This window comes from Streptomyces sp. NPDC058375, from assembly GCF_042723425.1.
GTDB classification, from domain to species: domain Bacteria; phylum Actinomycetota; class Actinomycetes; order Streptomycetales; family Streptomycetaceae; genus Streptomyces; species Streptomyces durocortorensis.
Map to the genome: position 1 here is coordinate 1 of NZ_JBHXJG010000081.1, position 17,887 is coordinate 17,887.

15 protein-coding genes, 1 tRNA gene and 1 pseudogene are annotated in these 17,887 nt (G+C 70.2%); 9 read left to right on the top strand and 8 right to left on the bottom strand.

Going from position 1 to position 17,887, the window contains the following annotated elements:
• From ACFWM7_RS15775 to ACFWM7_RS15785, 3 genes are all read left to right on the top strand, one after another.
• Window positions 1–874 (top strand): branched-chain amino acid ABC transporter permease (locus ACFWM7_RS15775; RefSeq protein WP_383260606.1); only part of this gene is annotated, 874 nt, incomplete at its 5' end.
• Between the two features lie 4 nt (window positions 875–878).
• Window positions 879–1,847, top strand: a complete 969-nt coding sequence (locus ACFWM7_RS15780; protein ID WP_383260610.1) for an ABC transporter ATP-binding protein — start codon at window positions 879–881, stop codon at window positions 1,845–1,847.
• Complete coding sequence (locus tag ACFWM7_RS15785) at window positions 1,844–2,560, top strand: ABC transporter ATP-binding protein (protein ID WP_383260614.1); 717 nt, start codon at window positions 1,844–1,846, stop codon at window positions 2,558–2,560. The genes ACFWM7_RS15780 and ACFWM7_RS15785 overlap by 4 nt, the downstream gene beginning before the upstream one ends.
• Before the next feature lie 94 nt (window positions 2,561–2,654).
• On the opposite strand, the gene ACFWM7_RS15790 is transcribed toward ACFWM7_RS15785, so the two are convergent.
• A complete protein-coding gene (locus ACFWM7_RS15790; RefSeq protein ID WP_003969810.1) occupies window positions 2,655–3,311 on the bottom strand; it encodes an ANTAR domain-containing response regulator in 657 nt (218 codons plus the stop codon).
• A 94-nt stretch (window positions 3,312–3,405) separates the two neighbouring features.
• Here ACFWM7_RS15790 and ACFWM7_RS15795 point away from each other — a divergent pair.
• A tRNA-Leu gene (locus ACFWM7_RS15795) sits at window positions 3,406–3,489 on the top strand.
• Window positions 3,490–3,574: 85 nt separating this feature from the next.
• Window positions 3,575–4,362: pseudogene (locus ACFWM7_RS15800) on the top strand (helix-turn-helix domain-containing protein).
• A 6-nt stretch (window positions 4,363–4,368) separates the two neighbouring features.
• On the opposite strand, the gene pyk reads toward ACFWM7_RS15800, so the two are convergent.
• Entirely contained in the window at window positions 4,369–5,808 is a 1,440-nt protein-coding gene (pyk, locus tag ACFWM7_RS15805; protein ID WP_383260619.1) for a pyruvate kinase, read from the bottom strand.
• Window positions 5,809–5,928: 120 nt separating this feature from the next.
• Window positions 5,929–6,645, bottom strand: a complete 717-nt coding sequence (locus ACFWM7_RS15810; RefSeq protein WP_383260620.1) for an SIMPL domain-containing protein — start codon at window positions 6,643–6,645, stop codon at window positions 5,929–5,931.
• A 140-nt stretch (window positions 6,646–6,785) separates the two neighbouring features.
• Between ACFWM7_RS15810 and ACFWM7_RS15815 the strand changes: the two genes are divergently transcribed.
• Window positions 6,786–8,612, top strand: coding sequence for a bifunctional metallophosphatase/5'-nucleotidase (locus tag ACFWM7_RS15815; protein WP_383260622.1), 1,827 nt, complete (start codon window positions 6,786–6,788; stop codon window positions 8,610–8,612).
• A 238-nt stretch (window positions 8,613–8,850) separates the two neighbouring features.
• Here the strand turns inward: ACFWM7_RS15815 and ACFWM7_RS15820 are convergent, their stop codons facing one another.
• Entirely contained in the window at window positions 8,851–10,278 is a 1,428-nt protein-coding gene (locus ACFWM7_RS15820; protein ID WP_383260625.1) for a lysine N(6)-hydroxylase/L-ornithine N(5)-oxygenase family protein, read from the bottom strand.
• Complete coding sequence (locus tag ACFWM7_RS15825; protein ID WP_383260627.1) at window positions 10,275–11,720, bottom strand: pyridoxal phosphate-dependent decarboxylase family protein; 1,446 nt, start codon at window positions 11,718–11,720, stop codon at window positions 10,275–10,277. Before ACFWM7_RS15825 ends, ACFWM7_RS15820 begins: the two co-directional genes overlap by 4 nt.
• Window positions 11,721–12,012: 292 nt before the next feature.
• On the opposite strand from ACFWM7_RS15825, the gene ACFWM7_RS15830 reads away from it, so the two are divergent.
• Both ACFWM7_RS15830 and ACFWM7_RS15835 read left to right on the top strand, forming a co-directional pair.
• Window positions 12,013–12,453, top strand: coding sequence for an ATP-binding protein (locus tag ACFWM7_RS15830; protein WP_383260629.1), 441 nt, complete (start codon window positions 12,013–12,015; stop codon window positions 12,451–12,453).
• 108 nt (window positions 12,454–12,561) lie between these two features.
• Window positions 12,562–12,933 (top strand): ArsR/SmtB family transcription factor, encoded by a 372-nt coding sequence (locus ACFWM7_RS15835; protein WP_383260632.1) that lies wholly within the window; start codon window positions 12,562–12,564, stop codon window positions 12,931–12,933.
• A 4-nt stretch (window positions 12,934–12,937) separates the two neighbouring features.
• Here the strand turns inward: ACFWM7_RS15835 and pepN are convergent, their stop codons facing one another.
• Window positions 12,938–15,487, bottom strand: a complete 2,550-nt coding sequence (gene pepN, locus ACFWM7_RS15840) for an aminopeptidase N (RefSeq protein WP_383260634.1) — start codon at window positions 15,485–15,487, stop codon at window positions 12,938–12,940.
• A gap of 334 nt (window positions 15,488–15,821) precedes the next feature.
• On the opposite strand from pepN, the gene ACFWM7_RS15845 reads away from it, so the two are divergent.
• Window positions 15,822–16,505, top strand: a complete 684-nt coding sequence (locus tag ACFWM7_RS15845) for an MIP/aquaporin family protein (protein ID WP_383260637.1) — start codon at window positions 15,822–15,824, stop codon at window positions 16,503–16,505.
• Window positions 16,506–16,591: 86 nt separating this feature from the next.
• On the opposite strand, the gene ACFWM7_RS15850 is transcribed toward ACFWM7_RS15845, so the two are convergent.
• Entirely contained in the window at window positions 16,592–16,939 is a 348-nt protein-coding gene (locus tag ACFWM7_RS15850; protein ID WP_383260641.1) for a chorismate mutase, read from the bottom strand.
• Window positions 16,940–16,964: 25 nt separating this feature from the next.
• Window positions 16,965–17,843: an AraC family transcriptional regulator gene (locus ACFWM7_RS15855; RefSeq protein WP_383260644.1), complete on the bottom strand. Its 879-nt coding sequence runs from the start codon at window positions 17,841–17,843 to the stop codon at window positions 16,965–16,967.
• Window positions 17,844–17,887: the final 44 nt, after the last annotated feature.

The following is a 17,887-nucleotide window of genomic DNA, read 5'->3' on the forward strand; positions in this document are numbered from 1 at the left end:
CTCCGGCTCCCCGCTCTCCCCCGTCGGCGTCCAGTTCCCCTTCTGGGCCGCCGTCCTCACCGGCGCCGCCGCATCACTCGTCTTCGGCGTCGTCATCGGCGCCCCGACCCTGCGGCTCCGCGGCGACTACCTCGCCATCGTCACCCTCGGCTTCGGAGAGATCTTCCGGCTCACCGTCAACGCCCTCAACGGCGTCAGCGGCCCCGACCTCACCAACGGCTCCCAGGGCATCCCCAGCATCCCCGACCTCAACCTCTTCGGCTTCGACTTCGGCATCAGCCACGACATCGCCGGATTCACCCTCGGCAGGTCCGCCAACTACTACCTGCTGATGCTCGTCTTCACCGCCGTCGTCGTCCTGGTCTTCCGACGCTCCGGAGAATCCCGCATCGGCCGCGCCTGGGTCGCCATCCGCGAGGACGAGACCGCAGCCACCGCCATGGGCATCAACGCCTTCCGGCTCAAACTGCTCGCCTTCGCCCTCGGCGCCACCCTCGCCGGACTCGCCGGTACCGTCCAGGCCCACGTCTCCTACACCGTGACGCCCGAGCAGTACCAGTTCGCCGGCTCCGTACCCCCGAACTCCGCCTTCCTCCTCGCCGCCGTCATCCTCGGCGGCATGGGAACCCTCAGCGGACCCCTCGTCGGCGCGGCCCTGCTCTACCTCATCCCGGCCAAGCTCCAGTTCATGCAGGACTACCAGCTCTTCCTCTTCGGCATCGCGCTGATCCTGCTCATGCGCTTCCGCCCCGAAGGCCTCGTCGCCGACCGCAGGAAGCAGCTCGAATTCCACGAGACCGGCCAACTCGACGTCCCAGCCGAGGACGCCCCACTCACCCGGACAACCGCCGGCACCACGAAGGCGGGGGCGTGATCACATGACCACCGAAACCACCACCCCGACCACCACCACGGTCCTCGACGCCAACGGCGTCACCATGCGATTCGGCGGCCTCACCGCCGTCCGCAACGTCGACCTCACCGTCAACAGCGGCGAGATCGTCGGTCTCATCGGCCCCAACGGAGCCGGCAAGACCACCTTCTTCAACTGCCTCACCGGCCTCTACATCCCCACCGAGGGCAAGGTCAGCTACAAGGGCACCGTCCTGCCGCCCAAGCCCCACCTCGTCACCAAGGCCGGCATCGCCCGCACCTTCCAGAACATCCGGCTCTTCGCCAACATGACCGTCCTGGAAAACGTCCTCGTCGGACGCCACACCCGGACCAAGGAAGGCCTCTGGTCGGCCCTCCTGCGCCTCCCCGGCTTCCACAAGGCAGAAGACGCCAGCCGCGAACGCGCCATGGAACTCCTGGAGTTCATCGGACTCCAGGACAAGGCCGACCACCTCGCGCGCAACCTCCCCTACGGAGACCAGCGCAAGCTGGAAATCGCCCGCGCCCTGGCCAGCGACCCCGGACTCCTCCTCCTGGACGAGCCCACCGCAGGCATGAACCCCCAGGAAACCCGCGTCACCGAAGAACTCATCTTCGCCATCCGGGACCAGGGCATCGCCGTCCTCGTCATCGAGCACGACATGCGGTTCATCTTCAACCTCTGCGACCGGGTCGCCTGCCTCGTCCAGGGCGAGAAGCTCGTCGAGGGCACCCCCGGCGACGTCCAGGCCGACGAACGCGTCGTCGCCGCCTACCTCGGCACCCCCTTCGAAGGCGCCCCCGGCGCCGACGAGGTCGCCGAGGTGGAAGCCGCCGAAGCCCACGCCGGAGCCACGGCCCCCGCCAAGGCGGCACCCGCGAAGACGACCGGCACCACGCCGGCCGACACCACCACGCCGGCCGACGACACCACGCCCGACACCCCCAGCACCGATGAGGAGGGCACCCGATGACCGCACTGCTAGAGGTCGAAGACCTCCGGGTCGCCTACGGCAAGATCGAAGCGGTCAAGGGCATCTCCTTCACCGTCGACGCCGGCCAGGTCGTCACCCTCATCGGCACCAACGGCGCGGGCAAGACCACCACCCTGCGCACCCTCTCCGGACTGCTCAAGCCGCTCGGCGGCCGCATCCTCTTCGAGGGCAAGCCGCTGGCCAACATCCCGGCCCACAAGATCGTCTCCCTGGGCATCGCCCACTCCCCCGAGGGTCGCCACATCTTCCCCCGGCTGACGATCACCGAGAACCTCCTCCTCGGCGCCTACCTCCGCAACGACAAGGCAGGCATCGAGAAGGACGTCCAGCGCGCCTACGACCTCTTCCCCATCCTCGGGGAACGACGGAAGCAGGCCGCCGGCACCCTCTCGGGCGGTGAGCAGCAGATGCTCGCCATGGGACGGGCCATGATGTCCCAGCCCAAGCTGCTCATGCTCGACGAGCCCTCCATGGGACTCTCCCCGATCATGATGCAGAAGATCATGGAGACCATCGTCGAGCTCAAGGCGGCGGGCACCACGATCCTGCTCGTCGAGCAGAACGCCCAGGCCGCCCTGTCCCTCGCGGACCAGGGTCACGTCATGGAGGTCGGCAAGATCGTCCTCTCCGGCGCGGGCTCGGACCTCCTCCACGACGAGTCGGTCCGCAAGGCGTACCTCGGCGAGGACTGACACCCCTGCCGTACGGAAGAGGCCCGCACCCGGTTCGCCCGGGCGCGGGCCTCTCTCGTTACGTACGTGTACGACGTGTACGACGTGTACGCGGCTACTCGGCCGACTTCTTCTTCTCCTCGGCGTCCTCGATCAGCGCCTCCGCCAGCTGCTGCATCGACATCCGGCGGTCCATCGACGTCTTCTGGATCCACCGGAACGCGGCCGGCTCGGAGAGCCCGTAATCCGTCTGCAGGATGCTCTTCGCCCGGTCCACCAGCTTCCGTGTCTCCAGGCGCTGGGACAGGTCGGCGATCTCGCTCTCCAGCGCCTTCAGCTCGGCGAACCGGGAGACGGCCATCTCAATGGCGGGGACGACGTCGCTCTTGCTGAACGGCTTCACGAGGTACGCCATGGCCCCGGCGTCCCGGGCCCGCTCGACGAGGTCGCGCTGAGAGAACGCGGTGAGCATCAGGACGGGCGCGATGGACTCCTCGGCGATCTTCTCGGCGGCGGAGATCCCGTCGAGGACCGGCATCTTCACGTCCAGGATGACGAGGTCCGGCTTGTGCTCCCGGGCCAGCTCGACCGCCTGCTGCCCGTCGCCCGCCTCACCGACGACGGAGTAGCCCTCCTCCTCCAGCATCTCCTTGAGGTCGAGGCGGATGAGGGCCTCGTCCTCGGCGATGACGACGCGGGTCGTCAGCGGCGGGACGTGCGACTTGTCGTCGTCGACGGCGTCTACGGGCTGGGGCGACTCGGGGGTGGTCACGGGGCTCCTTGATTCAGGGCAGGCGCTGCTGCGAAGCAGCCTACCTACCTGCTGCCGCCTTCTGTCACCAGGTACACTGCTGATCGGTTACCACGCCGGGTTGGCGCAATTGGTTGACGCGGAGGTCTCAAACACCTCTGTCCGAAAGGACATGTGGGTTCGAATCCCATACCCGGTACCGCCTCGCAGAGCGGATGTTCACTTTCGCGTGAACATCCGCTTTTTGCTGCCCAGGGTCGCCCCTCTCCACCAAGAGTGGACGAATGAACGCACACAGCACAGAAGTGCGCCAACAGGCTCTCACCCTCCTCCGGAGCGGCACCCGGAACGCCGAAGTGGCCCGCAGACTGAACGTGCCTCGCGGCACGGTCTCGTACTGGCTCCACATGGATCGCTCCCGACGTGGCGAGTGCCCCGGGGCGCACACCCCGTCCTGCCACCGATGCGACGGCACGGCACTCGCCGAGCCGGCCTACGCCTACCTGCTCGGGCTCTACCTGGGCGACGGCCACATCAGTCACTACTCCGCGCACCGAGCACCCAGCCTGATGATCACGCTGGACGATGACTGGCCAGGCATCCAGGACGAGGCGGAGGCCGCGTTACGCAAGGTCTTCCCGCAGAACGCCACGTGCCGGGTCCGCAGGACCGGCTGCCACAACATCAAGGTGTACTCGAAGCACCTCGTCTGCTACTTCCCGCAGCACGGTCCGGGCAGGAAGCACGAGCGCGAGATCGTCCTGGAGCCCTGGCAGCAGAAGATCGTCGACGCCCATCCCTGGCAGCTCGTCCGAGGCCTCATCCACTCCGACGGCTGTCGGCTCACCAACTGGACGACTCGCGTGGTCGGCGGTGAACGCAACGCTACGAGTATCCCCGCTACTGGTTCACCAACGTCTCCGACGACATCCGCCGCCTCTACACCGACACCCTCGACGCGCTCGGCATCGTATGGACGCACTGCACACGCGCGGGCAAGCCCTACAACATCTCCGTAGCCCGACGGGCATCCGTAGCCCTCATGGATGCGCACGTCGGGCCGAAATACTGAGCCGCCCTACTTCGGGCTGTCGTCCTCGCCGATGTGGTGGACGCGGACCAGGTTCGTGGAGCCGGCCACGCCGGGCGGGGAGCCGGCGGTGATGACGACCACGTCGCCCTTCTTGCAGCGGCCGATGCGCAGCAGCTCCTCGTCGACCTGGGCCACCATCGCGTCCGTGGAGTCGACCTTCGGGCCGAGGAAGGTCTCGACGCCCCAGGTGAGGTTGAGCTGGGCGCGGGTGGCCTCGTCGGGGGTGAAGGCGAGGAGCGGGATGGGTGAGCGGTAGCGGGAGAGGCGCTTGACCGTGTCGCCGCTCTGGGTGAAGGCGACGAGGAACTTGGCGCCGAGGAAGTCGCCCATCTCGGCGGCGGCCCGGGCGACCGCGCCGCCCTGGGTGCGGGGCTTGTTGCGTTCGGTGAGGGGCGGGAGGCCCTTGGCGAGGAGGTCTTCCTCGGCGGCTTCGACGATGCGGGACATGGTGCGCACGGTCTCGATGGGGTATTTGCCGACGCTGGTCTCGCCGGAGAGCATCACCGCGTCGGTGCCGTCGATGATGGCGTTGGCGACGTCGGAGGCTTCGGCGCGGGTGGGGCGGGAGTTGTCGATCATCGAGTCGAGCATCTGGGTGGCGACGATGACCGGTTTGGCGTTGCGCTTGGCGAGTTTGACGGCGCGCTTCTGGACGATCGGGACCTGTTCCAGGGGCATTTCGACGCCGAGGTCGCCGCGGGCGACCATGATGCCGTCGAAGGCGGCGACGATGTCGTCGATGTTGTCGACGGCCTGGGGTTTTTCGACCTTGGCGATGACGGGGAGGCGGCGGCCTTCTTCGTCCATGATGCGGTGGACGTCGTCGATGTCGCGTCCGGTGCGGACGAAGGAGAGGGCGATGACGTCGGCGCCGGTGCGCAGGGCCCAGCGGAGGTCGTCGATGTCCTTCTCGGAGAGGGCGGGGACGGAGACGGCGACGCCGGGGAGGTTGAGTCCCTTGTTGTCGGAGACCATGCCGCCTTCGATGACGGTGGTGTGGACGCGGGGGCCGTCGACGCCGGTGACTTCGAGGGTGACGCGGCCGTCGTCGACGAGGATGCGTTCGCCGGTGGTGACGTCGGCGGCGAGTCCGTCGTAGGTGGTGCCGCAGATGTCGCCGGTGCCTTGGTCTTCGAGGGGTTCGACGGTGATGGTGAAGGTGTCGCCGCGTTCAAGGAGTACGGGGCCTTCGCGGAAGCGTCCGAGGCGGATCTTCGGGCCTTGAAGGTCGGCGAGGATGCCGACGCTGCGGCCGACTTCCTCGGACGCCTTGCGCACGTGGTGGTAGCGCTCTTCGTGTTCGGCGTAGCTGCCGTGGCTGAGGTTGAGGCGGGCGATGTCCATTCCCGCTTCGACCAGGGCTTTGATCTGGTCGTATGAGTCGGTTGCGGGTCCTAGGGTACAAACGATTTTCGCTCGGCGCATACATCGAGCCTAAACCTTACCTACGGGTAGGTATTTGGCTCTGTGTGACACCTCAACAACCTTTGCATGAAGGGTTATTGACAAGTGTTGAATTGTGCGGCGGGGTGCTCTGATGAGCGTTTATCCGAGGTTCGGCGGGATGAGGGTGAAGGCCGCTTCGACCTGGGCGTCGACGTTCTGGCGTACGGGTTCGAGGTCGATGGGGGCCGCTTCGGCTGCGCTTTCCGCGCGGGCGGAGCGGAAGACCCCGGCGGCGCCGTAGGAGGCGGTGGCGAAGGTGGCTCCGCCGACGGTGCCGGTGTCGCTGAGTTCGAGGAGGGCGCCGATGCGGGTGTCGAGGGCTTCGGCGTACTCGCGGGCGCGTTGGAGGGCTTCCTGTACGGCTTGGCGGCGGGCGGCGGCGTGGTGGGGGGAGGTGGGGCGCAGGGCCCAGTAGGGGCCGTCGACGCGGGTGAGGTCGTTGTCGGCGAGGCGGGTGACGAGTTCGCCGAGGGTGGTGAAGTCGTTGAGGGTGGTGGTGAGTTGGATGCTGCCGTGGTAGGCGCGGATGCGTTCGCCGCGGCCGTGTCGGGCGAGTTCGGGGCGGACGGTGAGGGTGCCGGTTTCGAGTTTTTCGACGGTGTCGCCGTAGGTCTTGATGAGGTCGAGGGTGGTGGTGTTGCGGTGGGTGAGGTCGTCGAGGGTGGTGCGGCGGTCGGTGTTGCGGGCGGTGAGGGTGACGGTGATGCGGGCGATTTCGGGGTCGACTTCGAGGTGGGCTTCGCCGCGGACGGTGACGCGGGGGGCGGTGGGGGTGCCGTGGGCGGGGTGGGGTGCGGGGGTGGGGGTTTCGGTCATGTGTTCACTGTGGCACGGGTGGTGGTGTGTCGTGGTGCGTGTCGCGTGGTCATCAGATCGAAACCTGCGTGGGGTGTTGTGCGTAGTGGCTGCTGGGCCAGAATCTACGCGCGTTGCCCTACTGAACGAGGAGTGAAGAGATGCCGTTGAACCGTAGGACGTTTCTGGGCCGTTCGGCTGCCGCCGGTGCGGGTGTGACGATGGCGGGCGGGGCGGTCGTGGGCTCGGCCGGTGCGGCGCAGGCCACGGGGCAGGGCCACGGGCATGGTCATGGACGGCCTCCGAAGCGGTATTCGTTCACGGTGATGGGCACGACGGACCTGCACGGGAACGTCTTCAACTGGGATTACTTCACGGACAAGGAGTACGACGACTCCGCGCACAACGATGTCGGTCTGGCGAAGATCTCGACGCTGGTGGATCGGGTGCGCCGGGAGAAGGGGCGGCGGAACACGCTGTTGATCGACGCGGGTGACACGATCCAGGGCACGCAGTTGTCGTACTACTACGCGAAGGTCGATCCGATCACGACCCGGCGTGGTCCGGTGCATCCGATGGCGCGGGCGATGAACGCGATCGGTTATGACGCGGCGGCGCTCGGGAACCATGAGTTCAATTACGGGATTCCGGTGCTGCGGAAATTCGAGGAGCAGTGCGATTTCCCGCTGCTGGGGGCGAATGCGCTGGACGCGAAGACGTTGCGGCCGGCGTTCGCCCCGTACGTCATGAAGCGGATGCACACGCCGTGCGGGCGTGATGTGCGGGTGGCGGTGCTGGGGCTGACGAATCCCGGCATCGCGATCTGGGACAAGGCGAATGTGGGCGGGAAGATGGTGTTCCCGGGGTTGGAGGAGCAGGCGGCGAAGTGGGTGCCGAAGCTGCGGTCGATGGGTGCGGACGTGGTGATCGTGTCGGCGCATTCTGGTTCTTCGGGGACGTCGTCGTGGGGTGATCAGTTGCCGTATGTGGAGAACGCGGCGGCTCTGGTGGCGGAGCAGGTGCCGGGGATCGACGCGATTCTGGTGGGGCACGCGCATGTGGAGATCGCCGAGCACTTCGTGACGAACAAGGAGACCGGGAAGCAGGTCGTGCTGTCGGAGCCGGCGAAGTGGGGGCAGCGGCTGACGTTGTTCGACTTCGATCTGGTGTGGGAGAAGGGCCGCTGGACGGTGGAGAGGGCCGGCTCCCGGGTGCTGAACTCCAACACGGTGGCGGAGGACCGGAAGGTGACGTCGCTGTTGCGGCGCGAGCACCGGAAGGTGGTGGAGTACGTCAACCAGGTGATCGGTACGTCGGTGGTGGCGATGTCGACGGCGGACGCGCCGTGGAAGGACGAGCCGATCATCGATCTGATCAACCAGGTGCAGACGGAGACGGTGAAGGCGGCGCTGGCGGGCGGGGAGCATGCGGCGTTGCCGGTGCTGTCGCAGGCGTCGTGTTTCTCGCGGACGGCGGGGATTCCGGCCGGTGATGTGACGATCAAGGACGCGGCGGGGCTGTATCCGTTCGAGAACACGTTGGAGGCGCGGCTGATCACGGGCGCCCAGCTGAAGGATTACCTGGAGTATTCGGCGCGGTATTACGTGCGGACGCCGGCGGGCGGTCCGGTCGACACGGCGAAGCTGACGAACGCGGACGGGATTCCGGACTACAACTACGACGCGGTGTCGGGCGTGACGTACGAGATCGACATCGCGAAGCCGGCGGGTTCGCGGGTCGTGGGGTTGTCGTTCGAGGGGAAGGCGATCGATCCGGCGGCGCGGTTCGTGTTCGCGGTGAACAACTACCGGGCGAGCGGTGGGGGGAACTTCCCGCATGTGGCGGGGGCGCAGCAGCTGTGGGCGAATTCGGAGGAGATCCGGAACACGATCATCGGGTGGGTGCGGGAGAAGGGGTCGGTGGATCCGGCTTCGTTCGCTTCGGTGGGGTGGCGGCTGACGCGTGAGGGGACGCCGGTGTTCCCGTAACTCTGTTTCGTGCGTGAGCTGTTCGTTCGGCCCGGGTCTCCTTCTGTGGGGGCCCGGGCCGTTCGCTGTCCCTGGGGTAGGGCCTTTCGTTTGGATCAGGTCGGATCAGGGAGCGGGGTCCGGTGCGTGCAGCTGCAAGGCGGAGGATGGAGTCAACGCGGAGCGTTGGTGATTGACGACAACGCCGCAGATGCGCGTGCCGGACCCCGCGAGCCCGACCTGATCCAAACGAGAGGCCCTAGAGGGTCTGGCTCAGGGGGACGAGGGCGGGGGTCTGGGCGGGGATGCCCGGGGGGTGGGGGGTGAGGCCGAAGGTGGTGAAGGCGGTGCGTTCGGGGAGGGGGTAGGGGTTGGCGCCGGTGAGGTTGTTGAGGATGGTGGCGCTGCGCCAGGCGGCGAGGCCGAGGTCGGGGGCGCCGACTCCGTGGGTGTGGCGTTCGGCGTTCTGTACGTAGACGTGTCCGGTGACGGTGGGGTCGAGGACGAGGCGGTACTGGTCGTCGATGCGGGGGCGGTGGGAGGCGTCGCGGCTGAGGTAGGGGGCGAGGCCGCCGAGGAGGGCGTCGAGGGGGCGTTCGCGGTAGCCGGTGGCGAGGATGACGGCGTCGGTGGTGAGGCGGGTGCGGGTGCCTTGCTGGGTGTGTTCGAGGTGGAGTTCGACGCGGGTGTTGGCGAGGCGGCCTGCGGTGCGGACGTGGACGCCGGGGGTGAGGGTGGCGTCGGGCCAGCCGCCGTGGAGGGTGCGGCGGTAGAGCTCGTCGTGGATGGCGGCGATGGTGTCGGCGTCGATGCCTTTGTGGAGCTGCCATTGGCGGGGGACGAGTTCGTCGCGGGCGGATTCGGGGAGCGCGTGGAAGTAGCGGCTGTAGTCGGGGGTGAAGTGCTCCAGGCCGAGCTTGGAATATTCCATGGGGGCGAAGGCCTGGGTGCGGGCGAGCCAGTGGAGGTTCTCGGCGCCTTCGGGGCGGGCGCGCAGGAGGTCGAGGAAGACCTCGGCGCCGGACTGGCCGGATCCGATGACGGTGATGTGGTCGGCGGCGAGGAGCTGTTCGCGGTGGCGGAGGTAGTCGGCGGAGTGGAGTACGGGGACGGTTTCGGCTTCGGCGAGGGGTTTGAGGGGTTCGGGGACGAAGGGTTCGGTGCCGATGCCGAGGGCGATGTGGCGGGCGTAGGCGCGGCCGAGGGCTTCGGCTTCGCCGTCGCGGTCGAGTTGGGTGAAGTCGACTTCGAAGAGGGCGCGGTCGGTGTTCCAGCGGACGGCGTCGACCTGGTGGCCGAAGTGGAGTCCGGGGAGTTGTTCGCTGACCCAGCGGCAGTAGGCGTCGTATTCGGCGCGTTGGATGTGGAAGCGCTCGGCGAAGTAGAAGGGGAAGAGGCGGTCGCGGGTGCGGAGGTAGTTGAGGAAGCTCCAGGGGCTGGCGGGGTCGGCGAGGGTGACGAGGTCGGCGAGGAAGGGGACTTGGAGGCTGGCGCCGTCGAGTAGGAGGCCGGGGTGCCAGTGGAAGGCGGGGCGTTGTTCGTAGAAGGTCGCGGCGAGGGGGCGGGGGTCGCCGGGGGTGGCGGGGATGTTGTGGGCGAGGGCTGCGAGGGAGAGGTTGAAGGGGCCGATGCCGATGCCTACGAGGTCGTGTGGCTGGTCGGGTTCGTGGGCGGGCCGGTCGGTCATCGCGGGGTGTCGCCTTCCGTGGGGTGGGGGGTGGAGTGGGTGAGGTGGTCGGCCGGTGGGCCGGTGAGGAGGTCGGTGGTGGTGCCGGTGACGAGGTTCAGGAGTGCCTGGAGGTCGTCGGGGGTGGTGTGGGGGTTGAGGAGGGTCGCCTTGAGCCAGAGGCGGCCTTCGGCGTGGGCGCGGCCGAGGACGGCGTGGCCGCGTTGGAGGAGGGTGCGGCGGACGGTGGCGACGGTGTGGTCGTCGGCGCCGGTGGGGCGGAAGAGGACGGTGCTGATGGTGGGGCGGTCGTAGAGGTCGAGGGTGGGGGTTTTGGTGATGAGGTCGGCGAGGTGGTGGGCGGTGGCGATGGTGCGGTCGATGAGGTCGGCGAGTCCGGTGCGGCCGAGGGCCTGGAGGGTGACGGCGATCTTGAGGGCGTCGGGGCGGCGGGTGGTGCGCAGGGAGCGGCCGAGGAGGTCGGGGAGGCCGGCTTCGGTGTCGTCGTCGGCGTTGAGGTAGGGGGCGTGGTGGTGGAGGGGGGTGAGGTGGTGGTGTTCGGGTACGGCGAGGAGGCCGGCGGATGCGGGTTGCCAGCCGAGTTTGTGGAGGTCGAGGGTGACGCTGTGGGCGCGGTCGAGGCCGTGGAGGAGGGTGCGGTGGGTGGGGCTGAGGAGGAGGGGTCCTCCGTAGGCGGCGTCGATGTGGAGTTCGGCGTCGTGGGTGGTGCAGAGGTCGGCGATGGCGTCGAGGGGGTCGATCTCGCCGGTGTCGGTGGTGCCGGCGGTGGCGACGACGAGGAGGGGGCGGTGGAGTTCGGTGAGGGCGTCGTCGAGGGCGGCGAGGTCGAGGGTGCCGGTGGGGGCGGGGACGACGACGGGTTCGGGGAGGCCGAGGAGCCAGGCGGCGCGGGCGATGCTGTGGTGGGCGTTGGCGCCGCAGACGGTCTGGACGGGGCCGTGGCGTTCGCGGGCGAGGAGCAGGGCGAGTTGGTTGGCCTCGGTGCCGCCGGTGGTGATGACGGCGTCGGGTGAGGGGGTGCCTGGGTAGATCTCGGCGGCGAGGGCGCTGGTGAGGTCGGCTTCGAGGGCGGAGGCGGCGGGGGCCTGGTCCCAGGAGTCCATGGAGGGGTTGAGGGCGCTGGCGGCGAGGTCGGCTGCTGCCGCGAGGGCGAGGGGCGGGGTGTGGAGGTGGGCGGCGCAGTGGGGGTGGGCGGGGTCGGCGGCGCCTTGGGCGAGGGCGGTGAGGAGGGCGCGCAGGGCGTGGTGGGGGCCGGTGCCGTGGTCGGGGATGAGGGGGTGGGTGGCGGTGCGGGTGCGGGGGGTGACGGTGTCGGGTCCGCCGGCGGGGAGGGGGCCGCCGCGGAGGGCCGCGCCGTCGTGGAGTGCGGCGAGGACGGTGTCGAGGAGGGGGCGCAGTGCGGCGGGGCCTGCGGTGCCTCCGGCGAGGGGCGGGGTGGGCATGGGTGGGGTGGTCCTTCGGGTGCGCGGGGGTGGGCATGCCAGCTTGTCCCGGGTTTCGGGTGGCGCGGCCGAAGAGCCCAACGATCTGAACTCGAAAGGGGTACTGGCGGCCGGTGTGGCCGGGGCGGGGCGGGCGGGGGTGGTATGGGTGTGCGATTTCGGGACCGGTGTGCGGGGGCAACTCCCGGACCGGTGTGCGTGGGCAGCCCGCCTGCTCAATGAGTGAATTGCAGATTTATGCAATTCACTACATGCTGTACGGGTCGTTCCGCCCTGACAGGGAGCCCGCGCGATGCTCACGCCGCCCGATCCGTTGCCGTACCGGCATGTGCTGACGCTGCCCACGACGGGGCAGGCCGTGCGCGTCGCCCGGGAGACCACCGAGCAGGTGCTGGAGCAGTGGGGGGTGGCGGCGCGGGAGCCGTGCCGTGGTCCGGCGCTGCTGATCCTCAGCGAGCTGGTGGCCAACAGCGTGCGGCATGCGGCGGTGCTGTCGCCGCAGGTGACGGTGGTGTTCGCGGGTGGTCCTGACACGTTCGCGTTCGGCGTGCACGACCGTCATCCGTACCGCCCGGCGCTGTTCGCGTCCGCAGGGATAGCTCCGGGGCGGGGGCTGGCGACCGTGATGGAGCTGACCCACTCTCTGGGCGGCAGCGCGCTGGTGCGGGGCGATGCCGACGAGGGCGGCAAGAGCATCTGGGTCACGCTGCCGCTGCGGCGCGGCCTGCGGTGACCCTCGGGTGCACGCCGGAGTGCGGAGGCGCGAGGATGAACCCATGGAGAAGAGTTCAGGTCAGCAGTGGTGCGGCGGGCTTCCGTCGTACGGAACGGGGTGCCGCAGGTGAGCACGCCGCTGTACCGGTTGAAGGCGGAGTTCTTCAAGACGCTGGGGCACCCGGTCCGGATCCGGGTGCTCGAACTGCTCAGTGAACGCGAACACGCGGTCTCGGAGATGCTGAACGAGGTGGGGGTCGAGGCCGCCCATCTCTCGCAGCAGCTGGCGGTGTTGCGCCGGTCCGGTCTGGTGACGGCACGGCGGGAGGGGTCGGCCGTCCACTACACGCTGGCCGATCCGGGCGTGGCGGAGCTGCTGCGGGTGGCGCGGACGATCCTGACGGGGGTGCTGGCGGGCCAGGCGGAGCTGCTGGCCGATCTGCGGTCGGTGGACGACGGCCCGGACGATGCCCGCCCGGGCCGTCAGGACACCCCGTAGCAGCTCAGCCGGTGGCCGACGTCCGTACGGCGAGGGCGCGGCGGAGGTCGTCGAGCTGGTCGACGAGCTTGCGGCGCAGGGCGGGGATGAGGGCGGGGTCGTCCAGGGCGCGGGTGCCGGTGGCGAGGCTGTCGGCGTCGATGGCGTATGCGGGGAAGGCGTATCGTCCGGCGGCCTCGGCGATGGCGGGGCCCCTGCGGGCGGCGAGCGCGATGGCGTCCGGGTAGAAGCGGGACACGTATGCGCCGGTCAGCTCTTCCTGTCCGGGCTGCCAGAAGCCCTGGGCGGTGGCGGTGAAGAGGTAGTTGGACAGGGTGTCGTCGGTGAACAGGGCGTCCCAGGCGGCGGCCTTGGCCTCGGGGGTGGGCAGGGCGGCGCGGCAGCGGGCGGCGCCTTCGCGGCCGGTGGCGCTGGGGTCGGCTTCGAGTGCGGCGGCGATGGTGGTCTCGTCGGTGGCGCCGAGGACGGCGAGCCGGGTGAGGATGCGCCAGCGCAGTTCGGGGTCGAGTTCGGGGCCGCCGTGGACGGTGCCTTCGTCGAGCCAGCTGCGGAGCGTGTCCGGCTGGGTGGCGGCGTCGATGAAGTGGCGTACGGCGATGAGGCGCAGGCCCGGCTGCGAGCCGTCCTCGGTGCGGCGGATGAGGTCGCGGCAGAGGTCGGCGAGGGTGGCGAGGGCTGCGGGGCGGTCCTCGGGGGCGACGTAGCGGTCGGCGATCTGTCCGGCGGCGAAGGTGAGGACGCCCTGGACGAGGGCGAGGTCGCTCTCGTACGGGAGGTGGGTGCGGGCGGTCGCGAGGTAGGTGGCGGGGTGCAGGTCGCCGTCGCGGACCATGTCGCGGGCGGTGTTCCAGAGGACGGCCCGGGTGAGGGCGTCCGGGATGCCGGAGAGGCCGGTCAGGACGGTGTCCCAGGAGGCGGTGTCCAGGCGGATCTTGGCGTAGGTGAGGTCGCCGTCGTTGAGGACGACGAGGGCGGGGCGGCGGCCGGGGCGGATGGTGGGTGTCCCGTCGCCGGGTACGTCGGTCTCGAAGCGGTCGCGCAGGGCGAGGTGTCCGGGGCCTGCCTGGGTGTTGAGGGCGTGGTCGTAGGCGCCGACGGTGATGCGGTGGGGGCGGGAGCCGTCGCGGGTGACGGTGAGGGCCCAGGACTGTCCGTTGCCGTTGGCCGGGGGTCCGGCCGGTTCGGTGGGCGCGGGGGCGCCGATCTCGGCGGTGAGGGTGTCGATGCCGGTGGTGCGCAGCCACTGTTCGGCCCAGGCGTGGACGTCGCGGTCGGTGGCGGAGGCCAGGTTGTCGATGAAGTCGGCGAGGGTGGCGTTGCCGAACTTGTGCCGGGCGAAGTGGGTGTTGATCCCGGCCAGGAAGTCCTTCTCGCCGAGCCAGGCGACGAGTTGGCGGAGCGCGGAGGCGCCCTTGGCGTAGCTGATGCCGTCGAAGTTGAGGAGAGCGGACGCGGTGTCGGGGACGGCGTCCGGGTCGGGGGCGACGGGGTGGGTGGAGGGGCGCTGGTCGGCGTCGTACCCCCAGCCCTTGCGGGCGACGCCGAAGTCGACCCAGGTGTCGGTGAATCGGGTGGCTTCGGTGAGGGTCTGGTAGCCCATGTACTCGGCGAAGGACTCGTTCAGCCAGATGTCGTCCCACCAGGTCAGCGTGACGAGGTCGCCGAACCACATGTGGGCCATCTCGTGGGCGATGACCATGGCGCGGGTCTGGCGCTCGGTGTCGGTGACGGCGGAGCGGTAGACGAACTCGTCGCGGAAGGTGACGAGTCCGGGGTTCTCCATGGCGCCCGCGTTGAACTCGGGGACGAAGGCCTGGTCGTAGGAGTCGAACGGGTAGGGCTCGTCGAACTTCTCGTGGTAGCGGTCGTAGCAGGCGCGGGTGATGTCGAGGATCTCGTCGGCGTCGGCGTCCAGGTAGGGGGCGAGGGAGCGGCGGCAGTGGATGCCGAAGGGCAGTCCGGCGTGCTCGGTGGTGATCGAGTGCCAGGGCCCTGCGGCGACGGCGACGAGGTAGGTGGAGATGAGGGGGGTGGGGGCGATGGTCCAGCGCCCCTCCCCCGTGCGTTCGGCGACGCCGTTGCCAAGGACGGTCCAGCCTTCGGGGGCGGTGACGTCGATGGCGAAGACGGACTTGAGGTCGGGCTGGTCGAAGGCGGCGAAGACGCGCTGGACGTCCTCCATGAACAGCTGGGTGTAGAGGTACGTCTCGCCGTCGGTGGGGTCGGTGAAGCGGTGCATGCCCTCGCCGGTGCGGGAGTAGTGCATCGCGGCGTCGACGCGCAGTTCGTGGGGGCCGGCGGTGAGTCCGGTGAGGGGGTAGCGGTTGCCGTCGAGGAGGGCGGGGTCCAGGGGCTGTCCGTCGAGGCTGATCGAGCGCAGGGTGGCGGGCTTGACCTCGACGAAGGTGTCTCCGGCCGTGCGGGCGGTGAACCGGATGGCGGTGGTGGAGTCGAAGGTCTCCTCGCCGGTGGTGAGGTCGAGGGCGATCGTGTACCGCTCCACGTCGAGGATCTGGGCTCGGGTCTGCGCTTCGTCGCGCGTCAGTACGGACATGGCCCCATGCTGCCGTACGGGGGACGGCGGGCGCAGTGGGGTTCTCCCTGGGCGGACGGGCGGTTCCGGAGCCCGCGGATACCCCCTGGGGGGTGTTGCCGCTTACCATCTCCTCGGCGCGGCACACCGAGTACCGAGGACGTCCCTCATGACGCTCACTCCTGCGCCCGAACCTGTCGTTCCGAGACCCGGCCCGGAGATCCCGCCCTCCGCGAACGGTCCCCGAACACCGGAGCCCCCGCACGGTTCCGGGCCGGACGTCGGACCCGATCCCGAGCCGGACGTCGGACTCGGTCCCGATCGAGGTCCTGATCCCGGTCCCCGTCCCGGTCCGGTGCTGCCCCGGGCCGTCTGCGAGGCGGCGCTGACCGCGCTGTTGCTGTTTCTGATCGTGTCGAGCGTGCGGTGGCTCGTCGGCCCGGGCCCGGCCCCGGCCGCCCGTCCGGCCGTGCTGGGCTGCGTCGTCGGAACCCTGCTGGCCCTGTTCATGCTGTCCCCGCCCGGCCGGTGCTCGGGCGGCCACCTGAACCCGGCCGTCACCCTCGCCCTGTGGCGGCTGGGGGCCTTCCCGGGCCGCGAGGTCGTGCCGTACGCCGTGGCGCAGCTGGCCGGTTCGGTGCTCGGGGTGTGGTGCGCCGGGCTGGTGTGGGGTCCGGCGGTCGGGCGCCCGCCGGTCCGCCACGCCTCGGTGCGGGCGGATCCGGCGTGGGGCGACGCGGCGGTCCTGGTGGCGGAGGCGGGGGTCCTGGCGGGGTCGACGCTGATGCTCGGGGTGCTGCTCGCCTCGCCGGGCGGGCGGCGGGTGCTGCCGTACGCGGTGGGGCTGGCGACGGCCCTGGTCATCGGGGTGCTCGGGCCGTTGAGCGGCGGATCGGCCAACCCGGCGCGGCAGTTCGGCCCGGCGCTGCTGGCCGGGGACGCCGGGCGGCTGTGGGTGTACGTGCTCGGGCCGGTCCTGGGGGCGCTGCTCGGCGCGTGGCTCGCGGGGCGGGCCGGGCTCCGGCGGGCGGGCCGGTAGCGGGTTCCAGGGGCCGTACCCGTAGGACGAACCCGGCGGCCGTCCCGGTAGCGGGGTCCAGGGCGCTCAGCCGTTCTCCGCGGTGCTCAGCCGTCCGCCGCCCCGCCGTTCTCCGCCTCGCCGTTCTCCGCTTCGTCGGCGATGCGCTCGTGGTGGCGGATCACCTCGGCGATGATGAAGTTCAGCAGCTTCTCGGCGAACGCCGGGTCCAGGTTGGCGCTCTGTGCCAGCTGCCGGAGCCGGGCGATCTGGCGGGTCTCGCGGGCGGGGTCGGCGGCCGGCAGCTTGTGGTCGGCCTTGAGGCGGCCGACCTGCTGGGTGGCCTTGAAGCGTTCGGCCAGCATGTGGACGACGGCGGCGTCGATGTTGTCGATGCTCTCGCGCAGCCGGTTCAGCTCGGCCCGGACGGACGCGTCGATCTCGCTCGTACTCATGGTCAGCGAGCTTAGACGTCCGCCCTCAGGGCCCGATCGTCGGCGGGTCGTCGGGGTCGGGCACCCGGTCGCTCCAGCCGCCGGGCACGCTGCGGCCCTGCTGTTCGCGGAAGCGGACGGGGGCCGTGCCCACCCGGCGGGCGAAGAGCCGGGAGAAGTAGGCGGGGTCGTCGTAGCCGACGCGGCGGGCCACAGCGGCGACCGGGAGGTCGGTGGCGGCGAGGAGTTCCTTGGCCCGGCCCAGGCGGATGCCGAGCAGGTAGTCCTTGGGGCTGCACCCTGCGCCGCGCCGTACGGCGGTGCGCAGTTCGGCGGGGGTCATGCCGTGCCGGGAGGCGTGCTGGGCGACGGTGAGCGGCTGGTAGGCGTCGCGGGCGAGCGCCTGCAGCACGGGGTCGCCGTCGGGGCCGATGTCGGCGCGGGCGCGGCGCAGGGAGACGAGGAGCTCGTGGACGGCGGCCCCGGTCTCGGCCTCCAGGAGGGGGTTTCCGCGCCGGGCGGCGCGCACGATGCGTCCGACTGCGGCGCGGGGGGCGGCGGTGTCGGCGAGCGGGACGAGGGGGCGGTCGGGCTCGATGTAGCCGAGTTCGGTGTATGTGGCGGTGGCGGGGCCGGTGAAGTCGACGAAGCTCTCGTCCCAGCCGGTGCCGGGGTCGGCGCCGTAGTGGTGGGGGGTGCCGGGGGTCAGCCAGATGAGGCTGGGGCCGGTGACGGGGGTGCGGCGGCCGTCGGGGCCCTTGAACCAGCCGGTGCCGGAGTTGACGATCACGGCGACGTGGTGGTCGAGGGTGCGGGGCCCGACGGTGGGCAGGGCGCCGTGCTGGAGTCCGACGCCGAGGCAGACGAGGCCCAGGCGGTGGTGGAGCGGGCTGGGGGTGAAGAAGCGCATCCAGGTGTGGTACATCGCGGCCTTCCTCTCCCTGGGCGGTGCGTTGCGTCCAACCAGCA

Bases quoted from the DNA above. Each gene is read 5' to 3' on its own strand.
- ACFWM7_RS15780 (WP_383260610.1), top strand. From the start codon at position 879: ATGACCACCGAAACCACCACCCCGACCACCACCACGGTCCTCGACGCC.
- ACFWM7_RS15820 (WP_383260625.1), bottom strand. From the start codon at position 10,278: ATGACCGACCGGCCCGCCCACGAACCCGACCAGCCACACGACCTCGTA.
- pyk (WP_383260619.1), bottom strand. From the start codon at position 5,808: ATGCGCCGAGCGAAAATCGTTTGTACCCTAGGACCCGCAACCGACTCA.
- ACFWM7_RS15785 (WP_383260614.1), top strand. From the start codon at position 1,844: ATGACCGCACTGCTAGAGGTCGAAGACCTCCGGGTCGCCTACGGCAAG.
- pepN (WP_383260634.1), bottom strand. From the start codon at position 15,487: ATGTCCGTACTGACGCGCGACGAAGCGCAGACCCGAGCCCAGATCCTC.
- ACFWM7_RS15815 (WP_383260622.1), top strand. From the start codon at position 6,786: ATGCCGTTGAACCGTAGGACGTTTCTGGGCCGTTCGGCTGCCGCCGGT.
- ACFWM7_RS15855 (WP_383260644.1), bottom strand. From the start codon at position 17,843: ATGTACCACACCTGGATGCGCTTCTTCACCCCCAGCCCGCTCCACCAC.
- ACFWM7_RS15830 (WP_383260629.1), top strand. From the start codon at position 12,013: ATGCTCACGCCGCCCGATCCGTTGCCGTACCGGCATGTGCTGACGCTG.
- ACFWM7_RS15850 (WP_383260641.1), bottom strand. From the start codon at position 16,939: ATGAGTACGAGCGAGATCGACGCGTCCGTCCGGGCCGAGCTGAACCGG.
- ACFWM7_RS15810 (WP_383260620.1), bottom strand. From the start codon at position 6,645: ATGACCGAAACCCCCACCCCCGCACCCCACCCCGCCCACGGCACCCCC.
- ACFWM7_RS15825 (WP_383260627.1), bottom strand. From the start codon at position 11,720: ATGCCCACCCCGCCCCTCGCCGGAGGCACCGCAGGCCCCGCCGCACTG.